At 71.8% G+C, this 11,527-nt stretch carries 11 protein-coding genes and 2 pseudogenes; 8 read left to right on the plus strand and 5 right to left on the minus strand.

Features of this window, described 5'->3' with window-relative positions; all coding sequences use genetic code 11:
• Positions 1-573: pseudogene (locus JAO81_RS36595) on the minus strand (PucR family transcriptional regulator); the annotation flags it as partial.
• 230 nt (positions 574-803) lie between these two features.
• On the opposite strand from JAO81_RS36595, the gene JAO81_RS36600 reads away from it, so the two are divergent.
• The 5 genes from JAO81_RS36600 to JAO81_RS36620 all read left to right on the plus strand — a co-directional run bounded on the left by JAO81_RS36600 (position 804) and on the right by JAO81_RS36620 (position 5,534).
• Positions 804-1,730 carry a proline dehydrogenase family protein gene (locus JAO81_RS36600; protein ID WP_199552311.1) on the plus strand — a complete coding sequence of 309 codons (927 nt, stop codon included), beginning with the start codon at positions 804-806 and terminating at the stop codon, positions 1,728-1,730.
• A 48-nt stretch (positions 1,731-1,778) separates the two neighbouring features.
• Complete coding sequence (gene pruA, locus JAO81_RS36605) at positions 1,779-3,410, plus strand: L-glutamate gamma-semialdehyde dehydrogenase (protein ID WP_199552312.1); 1,632 nt, start codon at positions 1,779-1,781, stop codon at positions 3,408-3,410.
• Positions 3,411-3,527: 117 nt separating this feature from the next.
• Positions 3,528-4,382 carry an alpha/beta fold hydrolase gene (locus JAO81_RS36610; protein WP_199552313.1) on the plus strand — a complete coding sequence of 285 codons (855 nt, stop codon included), beginning with the start codon at positions 3,528-3,530 and terminating at the stop codon, positions 4,380-4,382.
• A gap of 45 nt (positions 4,383-4,427) precedes the next feature.
• Positions 4,428-5,168: a tyrosine-protein phosphatase gene (locus JAO81_RS36615; RefSeq protein ID WP_199552314.1), complete on the plus strand. Its 741-nt coding sequence runs from the start codon at positions 4,428-4,430 to the stop codon at positions 5,166-5,168.
• Positions 5,169-5,231: 63 nt separating this feature from the next.
• Entirely contained in the window at positions 5,232-5,534 is a 303-nt protein-coding gene (locus JAO81_RS36620; protein WP_165333410.1) for an NIPSNAP family protein, read from the plus strand.
• Between the two features lie 7 nt (positions 5,535-5,541).
• On the opposite strand, the pseudogene JAO81_RS36625 reads toward JAO81_RS36620, so the two are convergent.
• From JAO81_RS36625 to JAO81_RS36635, 4 genes and pseudogenes are all read right to left on the minus strand, one after another.
• A pseudogene (locus JAO81_RS36625) lies at positions 5,542-6,147 on the minus strand (lysophospholipid acyltransferase family protein); the annotation flags it as partial.
• A complete protein-coding gene (locus tag JAO81_RS43100) occupies positions 6,144-6,989 on the minus strand; it encodes a phosphatidate cytidylyltransferase (RefSeq protein ID WP_233416432.1) in 846 nt (281 codons plus the stop codon). The pseudogene JAO81_RS36625 and the gene JAO81_RS43100, both read right to left, overlap by 4 nt.
• Positions 6,986-7,591, minus strand: coding sequence for a CDP-alcohol phosphatidyltransferase family protein (locus JAO81_RS36630; RefSeq protein ID WP_199552316.1), 606 nt, complete (start codon positions 7,589-7,591; stop codon positions 6,986-6,988). Before JAO81_RS36630 ends, JAO81_RS43100 begins: the two co-directional genes overlap by 4 nt.
• A 92-nt stretch (positions 7,592-7,683) precedes the next feature.
• The gene (locus JAO81_RS36635; RefSeq protein ID WP_199552317.1) at positions 7,684-8,673 is read right to left on the minus strand and encodes an NADP-dependent oxidoreductase; all 990 of its coding nucleotides are present in this window, start codon (positions 8,671-8,673) and stop codon (positions 7,684-7,686) included.
• Positions 8,674-8,774: 101 nt separating this feature from the next.
• Between JAO81_RS36635 and JAO81_RS36640 the strand changes: the two genes are divergently transcribed.
• The 3 genes from JAO81_RS36640 to JAO81_RS36650 all read left to right on the plus strand — a co-directional run bounded on the left by JAO81_RS36640 (position 8,775) and on the right by JAO81_RS36650 (position 11,364).
• Positions 8,775-9,698: a LysR family transcriptional regulator gene (locus JAO81_RS36640; protein ID WP_199552318.1), complete on the plus strand. Its 924-nt coding sequence runs from the start codon at positions 8,775-8,777 to the stop codon at positions 9,696-9,698.
• 245 nt (positions 9,699-9,943) lie between these two features.
• Positions 9,944-10,087, plus strand: coding sequence for a RuvX/YqgF family protein (locus JAO81_RS36645; protein ID WP_165333404.1), 144 nt, complete (start codon positions 9,944-9,946; stop codon positions 10,085-10,087).
• 236 nt (positions 10,088-10,323) lie between these two features.
• Positions 10,324-11,364 (plus strand): 3-isopropylmalate dehydrogenase, encoded by a 1,041-nt coding sequence (locus JAO81_RS36650; protein WP_199552319.1) that lies wholly within the window; start codon positions 10,324-10,326, stop codon positions 11,362-11,364.
• Positions 11,365-11,527 lie beyond the last annotated feature (163 nt).

Genomic DNA, 11,527 nt, shown 5'->3' on the forward strand with positions numbered 1-11,527 from the left:
TTCCTTGGCGCCCGGCCAGGGGGTGACGCAGACGACGGCGAGCAGATCGTCGGCGCCGGGCCCGAGCGCGGCCCGCAGCGCGGCCACCGCCATGTCCCGCTGCCACCCCCGGCCGCTGGTCAGGACGGCCCGCAGCTCACGCGCGACATCCTCGCCGGCGCTCGCCTCGTCGGCGAGCAGCACCCCGATGCGCTCGGTCACGTCCATCGCGGCGGCGAGCTGTTCGGCGCTCGGGCCGGGATCGGTGTCGAGCAGCCACACGTAACCGTGGACGACGCCGCGATGCCGTACGGGAAGGCAGATACGGGCCCGCAGCACGCCGGCGTCGGGAGCGGCGGGAATCCGCACCGGCTCGGTGGCCCGCGCGATCCCGAACCCCTCGAACCAGGCGCGGACGGCGGAGGTCGACTTCCGGGTCAGGATCGACCGCGTCCGTACGGGATCCATCTCGATCTCGTCGTCGCCCTCATGCGCGCCGAAGGCGATCAGCCCGAAGTCCCGGTCCTCGAGGGTGGCGGGAGCGCCGAGCAGGGTCGAGACCTCGTCGACGAGGTCCTGGTAGTCGCCTTTCACCTGTCCATTCTGGGGTACCGGCCGCAGTGGCCGTCGTTCGCCGCCGCCACATGACCCGCTCGTCGCCTCATACAGATGTATGAGATCCGGCCCACGGATGCGTGACACCTGTAGATGGCCCCGAATCAGCGCGATCCTTAGGTTTCACGGAGGTTCTCCTGGCCGTTCCCGGAACGTTGGCGTTTCCTGGTGCGGCACCCCTGACCCCCCGCAAAAAATGGAGGTGCCCCGTGCTGGGTCCCGTGATCCTCGCCGCGTCCCGCAGCGACAAGATGCGCCGCTTCGTCTCCGCCGCGCCGGGCACCAAGCAGGTCGTCGCCCGGTTCATCGCCGGCGAGAGCGTCGACCAGGTCATCCCGATCGTCCAGGAGACCGCGGACAAGGGCCTCGAGGTCACCCTCGACGTGGTCGGCGAGGACATCACCACCGTCGAGCAGTCGCACGCCGCGCGCGACGCCTATCTCGAGCTGGTCGAGCGCCTGAAGGATCTGGGCCTGGGCACCAAGGCCGAGATGTCCGTGAAGCTCTCGATGTTCGGCCAGGCGCTGGACGGCGGCCACGAGCTGGCCCTCGCCAACGTGCGTCCCGTCGTCGAGGCCGCCGCCGCCATCGGCACCACGGTCACCCTGGACGCCGAGGACCACACCACCCTCGACTCGATGTTCACCATCCACGAGGAGCTCCGTAAGGACTTCCCGCAGACCGGCTGCGTCATCCAGGCCTACCTCTTCCGCACCGAGGACGACGCCCGCCGCCTCTCCGCGGCCGGCTCCCGCGTCCGGATCGTCAAGGGCGCCTACAAGGAGCCCGCGTCCGTCGCGTACCAGGACAAGGGCGAGATCGACAAGGCGTACGTCCGCATCCTGAAGATCCTGATGGAGGGCGACGGGTACCCGATGATCGGCTCCCACGACCCGCGCCTCATCGCCATCACCCAGGAACTGGCCCGCCGCGCGGGCCGCAAGCTCGACGACTACGAGTTCCAGATGCTGTACGGCATCCGCAGCGAGGAGCAGGAGCGCCTCGCCGCCGAAGGCCACCGGATGCGTGTCTACACCGCGTACGGCACCGACTGGTACGGCTACTTCATGCGCCGCCTCGCGGAGAAGCCGGCCAACCTCCTCTTCTTCGCCCGCTCGATCCTCACCAAGGGCTGAGTCGGCCCGCTCGCAACGACACCCCCTCACAAAGGAGTTCAGGAACTCATGGACGCTGTGACCCAGGTCCCCACTCCCGTCAACGAGCCGGTGCACGGCTACGCCCCCGGCTCCCCCGAGCGTGCCCGCCTCGAGGTCAAGCTCAAGGAGCTGGCCGAGAACCCCATCGATCTGCCGATGACCATCAACGGTGAGAAGCGGATGGGCGGCGGCGAGCCGTTCCAGGTCGTGCAGCCGCACGCCCACAAGTCGGTGCTCGGCACGTACCGCAACGCCACCCAGCAGGACGCGCAGGACGCGATCGACGCCGCGCTCGCCGCCGCCCCGGCCTGGCGCGCGATGTCCTTCGACGACCGCGCCGCGATCATCCTGCGCGCCGCCGAGCTGCTCGCGGGCCCCTGGCGCGAGACCCTCGCCGCCTCCACCATGCTGGGCCAGTCGAAGACCGCCCAGCAGGCCGAGATCGACACCCCCTGCGAGCTCGTCGACTTCTGGCGCTTCAACGTGAAGTACGCCCGCGACATCCTCGCCGAGCAGCCCCCGGCCAACTCCCCGGGCGTCTGGAACCGCATGGACCACCGCCCGCTCGAGGGCTTCGTCTACGCGATCACGCCGTTCAACTTCACCGCCATCGCGGGCAACCTGCCGACCGCCCCGGCCCTCATGGGCAACGTGGTCGTCTGGAAGCCGTCCCCGACGCAGACCCACGCCGCCGTGCTGCTCATGGAGCTCCTCGAAGAGGCCGGTCTGCCCAAGGGCGTCATCAACCTCGTCACCGGTGACGGCCTGGCCGTCTCGGACGTCGCGCTCGAGCACCCGATGCTCGCCGGCATCCACTTCACGGGTTCGACCAAGACCTTCCAGCACCTGTGGAAGACGGTCGGCAACAACATCGAGAAGTACCGCTCGTACCCGCGCATCGTCGGTGAGACCGGCGGCAAGGACTTCGTCGTCGCGCACCCGAGCGCCGACCGCGCGATCCTCAAGACCGCCCTGACCCGTGGCTCCTTCGAGTTCCAGGGCCAGAAGTGCTCGGCCTCCTCGCGTGCCTACGTGCCCGCCTCGATCTGGAACTCCGGTTTCAAGGAGGAGTTCGCGGCCGAGGTCGACGGCATCACGATGGGCCCCGTCACGGACCTCGACAACTTCATGAGCGCCGTCATCGACGACCGCGCCTTCGCGAAGAACAAGGCCGCGATCGACCGCGCCGCCGCCGACCCGTCCTGCACGATCGTCGCGGGCGGCACGTACGACGACTCGGAGGGCTACTTCGTCCGCCCGACCGTCATCGAGTGCTCGGACCCGGCCAACGAGGTCTTCACGACCGAGTACTTCGGCCCGATCCTCGCGGTCCACGTCTACGAGGACGAGGCGTACGAGGAGATGCTGGCGCAGATGGAGTCCGTCTCGGCGTACGCCCTGACCGGCGCGATCATCGCCGGTGACCGTGCCGCCGCGGCCGACGCGATGGAGAAGCTCCGCTACGCCGCGGGCAACTTCTACATCAACGACAAGTCCACCGGCGCCGTCGTCGGCCAGCAGCCCTTCGGCGGCGGCCGCGCCTCCGGCACCAACGACAAGGCGGGCGCGCCCCAGAACCTGATGCGCTGGACGCTGACCCGCGCCATCAAGGAGACGCTGGTCCCGCCGACCGACTACCGCTACCCGCACATGGGCTGACACCCCCACACGGGCTGACCGCCCCACAGTTCCCGCCCCCGTCCGGTCCCCACACCTGGACGGGGGCGGTTTCCGTTCCCGCGGTTCCCGCGGCTCCGCGTACGGCAGACTGCCCGCATGTTCCAGAGCGTGCGGACGGACGACGGCCTGCGCCTGTGGGCCTCCCGCGAAGGTGATCCGGGCGGTACCCCGCTGGTGCTGTGCCACGGCGGACCCGGCCTGTGGGACATGTTCGGCGATGTGACCGCGCTCCTCGGCGATCTGGCCGCCGTGCACCGCTGGGACCAGCGCGGCTGCGGCCGCTCGGCGCCGTGTGACGGCCCGTGGTCGACGGACCGTTTCGTGGCGGATCTCGATGCCGTACGGGCCCATTTCGGCCTCGGCCGGATGGTGCTCCTCGGCCATTCCTGGGGCGCCCAGCTGGCGTTGAGCTACACACTGGCGCACCCGGAGCGGGTCGGGACCCTCATCTATGTGAGCGGTACGGGAATCGGGCCGGACACCGACTGGCACCCGGGGTACAAGGACGGTCTGCTGGCCCGCCTGTCACAGGAGCCTCGACGGCTGGCGCGCTGGCGGGAGCTGCAGGCGCGCGGCTCCCTCTCCGAGGACGAGGCGCGGGAGAGCGCGGTCCTGCGGTGGACCGTCGAATTCGAGGACCGGGCACGGGCCTTGGAACACGCGGAGCGCATGGCGGACCCCTGGTTCCCGGTGAACCTCGCGTGCAACGCCGCCCTCAACGAGGAGCGCAAGCGGACCTGGGGCACGCCGGAGCTCACCGCCGCGTGCGAGGCTCTCGACGTACCCGTCCTGATCGTCGACGGCGCCCGCGACATCCGTCCGCGCTCGGCGGTGGACTCGCTGGAGCGGGCCCTGCCGCGGGTGCGGCGGGTGGTGCTGCCGGAGGCCGGCCACCATCCCTGGGTGGAGGACCCGGAGGGGTTCAGGGACGCGGTGGCCCGGGTGCTGTGAAGGGCGGAGGGAACCGCTCTGCCGCGGTCCGGCATCTTGATCGACATGACGGGTATCGAACGCGACCTCTCCCTCGACCTGACGGGCATCGAGCGTGACCTCGACTGGGACGGCTGCCACAACGTGCGGGACCTGGGCGGCCTCGGGACCGTCGCCCGGGGTGCGCTCGTGCGGGCCGACGGCCTGGACAAGCTCACGGAGAAGGGCTGGGCGGCCGCGTACGAGCACGGGATACGCACCGTTCTCGATCTGCGGGAGGCCGACGAGTACGGGGCGGACGCCGCGCCCCGGCCCGACGGGATCACCACGGTGCGCGTCGAGTTGGACGGCATGGCCGAGGACGCCGCGTTCTGGGCGCGGTGGACCGAGGACTGGCGCTGGGGTACGCCGCGGTTCTACGGGCCGTTCATGGAGAGCTTTCCGCACCGGATCGCGGCGGCCGTGACGGCGGTGGCGCAGGCCGCGCCCGGCGGAGTCGCCTTCCACTGCGCGGCCGGACGCGACCGCACAGGGAACATCGCGCTCGTCCTGCTCTCGCTTCTCGGCGCCTCGCCCGAGGAGATCGCCGCCGACTACGCCCGCAGCGCGGCGAACATGGCCGCCCTGGAAGCCGCCACCGGCAAGCCGTCCCACCAGGACTTCCTGGACGCGGCCTACGCCGAACACGGCACGACGGCGTACGCGGACATGATCACGGCGGCCGGGGCGGTGCGCGCGCAGACGTATCTGCTGGCCGCCGGTGTCACCGAGTCCGACCTGAACGCCCTGCGCACCCGCGTCGCCTGACCTTCACCGTCCAGTTGGCGCACGGACGTCGACGTACACCCTCGGACGGGGCATCATCACCGCATGATCACGATTCATCTGCGGTACGAGATCGACCCGGACCGGATCGAGGACTTCGAGGAGTACGGGCGTCGCTGGGTCGACCTCGTCAGCCGTTTCGGCGGCTCCCACCACGGCTACTTCCTGCCCAGCGAGGGCGACAGCGACATCGCGTACGCGCTGTTCTCGTTCCCCAGCCTCGCCGCGTACGAGCGCTACCGCACGGACAGCATGGCGGATCCCGACTGCCAGGAGGCGTTCGAACTGGCCCGCAGGACCAAGTGCATCAAGCGGTACGAGCGCCGCTTCCTCCGTCCCCTGGCGTGACCTGGAGGAGCGCCTCCACGGCGGCCCGCGCCTCGGCCGGGCCCGCCGTCGGCGCCAGCGGAACGCCGATGCGAACCCGCAGCTGGGTGCGGTGCAAGGAACCGTGCTTCGGCAGCAGCCGGCCCGTGCCCATGAGCGCCACGGGCACGACGGGCACCCGGGCGTGCTGGGCCAGCAGCAGGGCCCCGCGGTGGAATCGACCGAGCGACCCGTCGGGTCCGCGGGTGCCCTCGGGGAAGAGCACGACCGCGTGCCCCCGGTGCAGTTCCTCGGTCATGGCGAGCAGATCACCGAGACCGCCGCCTGTCCTGCGTACGGGAAAACCCGCCGCGAGCCGGCGGCAGATCCGGCGCCGCCAGGCGGTCGCGAACCAATAGTCGGCCGGCGCGGCGATCCGCGGGGCATGGCGGGCGTCGAGCGCGGCGAGCAGCGCCGCGGTGTCCGCGTGCGGGGTGTGGTTGGCGATCACCACACAGCCGCCGCTCGGCAGCCGGGCCCCCCGGCGTACCCCGCCGGTCGCGGTGAGGGTGGCCCGCCACAGGGACTTGCGCAGCCGGGCGGACAGACGGCGGGGGAGTGCGGGCAGATGGACGCAGTGCCGGACCGGGCTCATCGGGACATCACCCCCGCCGTCAGGAGCAGCGCCACAAGGAGCGAGTCGATCCGGTCGAGGAGCCCGCCGAACCCGGGCAGCCAGCTGCCCGCGTCCTTCACGCCCGCCTCGCGCTTGACCATGGATTCGAGCAGATCGCCGATGACACAGCCGACGAGGACCGCGGTCCATACGAGCGGGCTGAAGGCGCCGAGTGCGGCCAGCGCGCCGGCCGTCGCGGCCGCGCAGCCCACAACTCCGGCCCAGGTCTTGTTCGGTGACAAGGGGGAGAGGCGGCGGGCGAGCGGGCCCCGGCGGCCGAGTGCCGTGCCGCCGCACCACGCGCCCACGTCCCCGAAGGCCACCGCGACGCCGACGGCGAGCGCGGTGTCGCCGAGCAGCACCAGACAGGTCAGGCCGAGCGGAATCCACAGAAGGCCGAACGCGGTGCGGCTTGCGCGTGTGAAGCCGGTGGCCGTGTCGGCCGTGAGCAGTGCGGGCCCTGCGGCCAACAGCAGGACACCGAGGGCGAGTTGCGGTCCGAGCGCCTCGGGGGCGAGCCAGGCGAGCGCGGGCAGGGCGACGGCCGCGACGGTCAGCACGGCCCGGTCGGCCCGGGTGAGCCCCGCCATCCGTACGTACTCCAGGACGGCCACGACCCCGAGCCCGGCCGCGAAGAGGGCCACGCCCGCGCCGCCGAGGAAGAAGGCGCCGAGGAACAAGGGAGCCGAGCAGGCCCACGTACGCCACCGACGGCGCAGCTCGGCCCGCATCCGCAGCCGGGCCGGGAGCGCGGCGACCGCGATCCCGCCCGCGCCGAGCACACCGGCCACGACCGGGACACTCCGGGAAAGGGTGCTCATCGCGTACTCCCCACCGCGGCGGCCGGCCGGTCGGCCAGCTCCCGCCACACCCAGGCGAGGCGCACCCCCGCCGTGACCAGCGAGCCGACGGCGAGGGCGCCGAGCACCGGCACGTACCACCCCGTGGCCGCCGCGTGCACGACCAGAGCACACCGCCCGGTCTTCCCCACGGGCCCGCCGTTGCGCCGCGCCGCGCCGGCCGCCGCGCCCGCGAGCGCCACCCAGGAGGGCCCGGTCGCGGCGAGCGCCGCGCAGGCGACCAGCCACGGCGGGGCCACGAACAGGAACCCGGCCAGCATCGCCAAGTCCGCCAGCCGGTCGCCGAGTTCATTGACGACCGCCCCGCGCCGCGTGCACTTCCCCGTGTCACGGGCCAGCGCACCGTCGAGGTTGGCGAAGGCGAGCCGGGCCGCGAGCAGAACCGCGACCGGGAGCGCCGCCCAGGGCGCGGGCAGCAACCCGAGCGCCACCGCCGCGGCGCCCGCACACAGCACACCCGCCCAGGTCAGCGCATCGGGGGACACCTGGCGCCGGACGAGCGCGGCACGGGCGCCGGCCAGCCGGTCGGCGTACCAGGGCTTGAGAGCGTAGAGGCCGTTCATAGGGTGACTGTCCCGCCGGACCCGGTGGGTCCGACACGGCACGGATACTCAAACCGGCCTGAGTACCGCCGCGTCGGGCGCCGTGCGTGCACTCAGGCCCGGACGATGATCTTCCCCAGGTTCTTGCCCCGCAGCATCCCCAGGAACGCCTCCACGATCCGCCCGAACCCGTCGACGACCGTCTCGTCGGAACGCACCCGGCCGCTGCGCAGATGCGGCACCACGAACGCGTACAACTCGTCCTGCAGCGACCGGTAGTCGCTCACCAGGAAGCCCTCCATGCGCAGGCTCTTCTCCACGATCTCGGAGAGGTCCACCGGCACCGGGGCGAGCGTGGTCCTGTTGTACTGGCCGATCGTGCCGATCCGTACGATCCGCCCGTACTGCCGCAGCGCGCCGACCGCGGCGCCCAGCTGCTCGCCGCCGACGTTGTCGACGAAGAGGTCGATGCCGTCGGGTGCCGCCTCGGCGAGCAGACCGGCGGCGGGCCCGTCGTGGTAGTCGAAGGCGGCGTCGTAACCCACCTCGTCCGTCAGGTACTCGACCTTCGCCGCGGATCCCGCGCTGCCCACGAGCCGGCCCGCACCGAGCAGCCGTGCGAGCCGTCCGGTCGCCGTGCCGACGCCGCCCGCGGCCGCCGACACGAACAGGTCCTCGCCCTCCTTCAGGCGCGCGATCCGCGTCAGTCCCACATAGGCGGTCAGTCCGGTGCCGCCGAGGATGCCGAGATGCGCCGAGAGCGGTACGCCCTCGAACCGCTCGATCCCGCGCGCCTGTCCGGCCGGTACGGCGGAGTGCGTACGCCAGCCCGCGCGGTGGAAGACGAGGTCGCCGGAGGAGTACGCCGGGTCGCGGGATTCCAGGACCCGGCCGAGGGCGCGGCCTTCGAGCGGGGCGCCCAGGGCGAAGGCGCCGTCCATCATCTCCCGGTGGTACGGGTCCACGGACCAGTACAGGTTCTCGACGAGGAGCTCGCCCGGCGCGGGCTCGGGCAGGGCGGACTCCACGAAGCGGAAGTGGCCGGCGGTCGGGAAGCCGGTGGGGCGGGCGGTCTGCTGCACGGTGAGCGCGGTCTCGGTCATGGACGCGACCGTAGGAAGGAATGCGGGCGCCGGGCAGAGGGTTGCGTTCATGGAACGGCCCCTTCCATGAACCATCCTCATACGCCGAGGTGAGAGCGCCCATGACCGATCCCGCGCCCCTCGGCTCCGGCATCGATCTCGCTCCGCGCGAACTGCGGATCCTGGTGGCCGTGGAGCGCGAGGGCGGGTTCTCGGCCGCCGCCGCGGCCCTCGGGCTCACCCAGTCAGCGGTCTCGCACTCGGTGCGCGGCAGCGAGCGCAAGATCGGAGCCGTGCTCTTCGAGCGGGGCCGCACCGGAGCGCGGCCGACGGCGGCGGGGGAGCGGGCCGTGGCGCACGCCCGCCGGATCCTGCGTCTGCTCGACACTCTGGTGGCCGAGGCGCGCGGGGCGGCGGGCGGTGCGGTCGAGGGCCCGCTGCGGATCGCCGCCTTCCGCAGTGTCGCGCTGCATCTGCTGCCCCCGGTGCTCGCCCGGCTGCGGGCCGCCCACCCCGGAATCGAGCCCGAGGTGCGGGTCGTACGCGAAGTGGGACCCGGCACGGCCGGTGAAGTGGCCGCGGGGCGGGCCGACTTGGCGATCGCCACGATCGGCACCAGCTCGCCGATCCCGGCGGGGCTCGTGGGCGGCGTACTCCTGGAGGAGCCCTACTCGTTCGTGCACCCGGCCGGGCATCCTGACCCGCGCTCGCTGCCGCTCGTGGACTGGACGGAGGCCTGCACCTCGTACACGCGCGACTGGTGGGCCGCCCAGGACTGGATCCCGCGCGCGAGTATGCGGACCGAGGACGACGGAGCGGTGCTCTCGATGGTGAGCGCCGGCCACGGAATGGCGATCATGCCGGCGCTCTCCCTGACCGGAGCGCCGGCCACGGTCGCGATCACCGATCTGGGTCCGCGGCGCCCGACGCGCGAGGTCGGCTACGTCACCACACCCGAGCTGGCGCGGAGCCTCGCGGTCCGCGCGCTGATCAGGGAGCTGCGGGCGGACCGCACGGTCTCGGGCGGACCGGACCCGAGGAGCTGAGAACCAAACGTACGGCCGATGGATTTTGCCTGGCGTCTCAGATACTAGGAAGTCCGAGTAATTGTGGAGACAGACCGGCTGACCTGTCCTAGCTTGGTAGGAGCCGAACGAATCGCTCGATCAAGCGAACGGCGGTTGTGAGCCGTGCCCCCATGCAGGCAACCCCTGCGGGCCTTCGCTCCCCGCCACTCCGGCGTCTCGATAACCCCTCATTTCGCACTCCACTCATGCCCCAAGGAGTCAGCATGTCCGAGACGACCGTCGCCGCCCGCCGTGTCCTCCGCGTCCGTCATGGATCGGGGACCGCCGAAGCCGAGCGCAAGAACGCCGCCGCCGCCCTCCAGCGCGCCCTCGACCGCAGGGACAACGGCGGAGCCGCGGGTCACTGATCCGTCCGAACTGATCCGTACTGATCCGTACCAGGAACTCCGCGCGATCTCGAAGTGGTCGATGCGCTCGCCGTTCTCGGCGAGCGCGGAGACCTCGAGCCGCGGTCGCGCCCCGGCGCTCGCTTCCACCGCGAGGAACGAGGGCCCTGTACGGCGCTCGCGGTTCCATCCCAACGGCCGGTCCGCATACTGGACATCGTGTGTCAACACCTGGGACCCCGAGTACGGTGACGGACATGTCTCGACGCATCAATCTCGCAGTGATCCCCGGTGACGGCATCGGCCAGGAGGTCGTGACCCAGGGACTCAAGGTCCTCCGCGCCGCGCTTGAGCAGGACGTGAAGCTCGAGACGCAGGAGTACGACTTCGGCGCCAAGCGCTACCACGCCACCGGTGAGACCCTCACCGACGCCGACGTCGAGCAGCTGAAGGCGCACGACGCCATCCTGCTCGGTGCGATCGGCGACCCGAGCGTGCCGTCCGGAGTCCTGGAGCGCGGCTTCCTCCTGAAGCTCCGCTTCCTCTTCGACCACCACGTCAACCTCCGCCCGAGCAAGCTGCTCCCGGGTGTGGCCACCCCGCTCGCCGGCCAGCCGGAGATCGACTTCGTGGTCGTCCGCGAGGGCACCGAAGGCCCGTACACCGGCAACGGCGGCACCATCCGCAAGGGCACCCCGCACGAGGTCGCCACCGAGGTCTCCGTGAACACGGCCTTCGGTGTCGAGCGCGTGGTCCGTGACGCCTTCGCCCGCGCGCAGGCCCGCCCGCGCAAGAAGCTGACCCTGGTCCACAAGAACAACGTGCTCGCCTTCGCGGGCCACCTGTGGACCAATGTCTTCAACGAGGTGGCCAAGGAGTTCCCCGAGGTCACCACCGACTACATCCACGTCGACGCCGCGACCATCTACCTGGTCACCGACCCCGGCCGCTTCGACGTGATCGTCACCGACAACCTCTTCGGCGACATCATCACCGACCTCGCCGCGGCCGTCTCCGGCGGCATCGGCGTCGCCGCCTCCGGGAACATCAACCCGAGCGGCGAGTTCCCCTCGATGTTCGAGCCCGTGCACGGCTCGGCCCCGGACATCGCCGGCCAGGGCAAGGCCGACCCGACCGCCACCGTGCTGTCCGTCGCGCTGCTCCTGCGCCACCTCGGTTACGAGGCCGAGGCCGCCCGTATCGAGGAAGCGGTCGCCGCCGACCTGGGCGAACGCGGCGAGAGCACCCGTACCACCGAGGAGATCGGCGACGCGCTCGCCGTACGAGTAGCCGGCTGACCCTCGGATACTCGCCGACGGGTCACCACGAGCCCGCCGGAAGCACCACGTCAAGCCGCCGGGCAGCCTGCACAAGGCACCCGGCGGGGTCTCGTTTGCGCCGCCGGCTGGCCCCCTCCCCCCCCTGGCCGCCGCCCCCCGCCCCCCCCCCCTTCGCCCCCCC

Origin of the sequence: Streptomyces sp. N35, assembly GCF_016464295.1 — a bacterium.
Lineage (GTDB): Bacteria > Actinomycetota > Actinomycetes > Streptomycetales > Streptomycetaceae > Streptomyces.

Bases quoted from the DNA above. Each gene is read 5' to 3' on its own strand.
- pruA (WP_199552312.1), top strand. From the start codon at position 1,779: ATGGACGCTGTGACCCAGGTCCCCACTCCCGTCAACGAGCCGGTGCAC.
- JAO81_RS36630 (WP_199552316.1), bottom strand. From the start codon at position 7,591: ATGAACGGCCTCTACGCTCTCAAGCCCTGGTACGCCGACCGGCTGGCC.
- JAO81_RS36620 (WP_165333410.1), top strand. From the start codon at position 5,232: ATGATCACGATTCATCTGCGGTACGAGATCGACCCGGACCGGATCGAG.
- JAO81_RS43100 (WP_233416432.1), bottom strand. From the start codon at position 6,989: ATGAGCACCCTTTCCCGGAGTGTCCCGGTCGTGGCCGGTGTGCTCGGC.
- JAO81_RS36650 (WP_199552319.1), top strand. From the start codon at position 10,324: ATGTCTCGACGCATCAATCTCGCAGTGATCCCCGGTGACGGCATCGGC.
- JAO81_RS36635 (WP_199552317.1), bottom strand. From the start codon at position 8,673: ATGACCGAGACCGCGCTCACCGTGCAGCAGACCGCCCGCCCCACCGGC.
- JAO81_RS36610 (WP_199552313.1), top strand. From the start codon at position 3,528: ATGTTCCAGAGCGTGCGGACGGACGACGGCCTGCGCCTGTGGGCCTCC.
- JAO81_RS36615 (WP_199552314.1), top strand. From the start codon at position 4,428: ATGACGGGTATCGAACGCGACCTCTCCCTCGACCTGACGGGCATCGAG.
- JAO81_RS36645 (WP_165333404.1), top strand. From the start codon at position 9,944: ATGTCCGAGACGACCGTCGCCGCCCGCCGTGTCCTCCGCGTCCGTCAT.
- JAO81_RS36640 (WP_199552318.1), top strand. From the start codon at position 8,775: ATGACCGATCCCGCGCCCCTCGGCTCCGGCATCGATCTCGCTCCGCGC.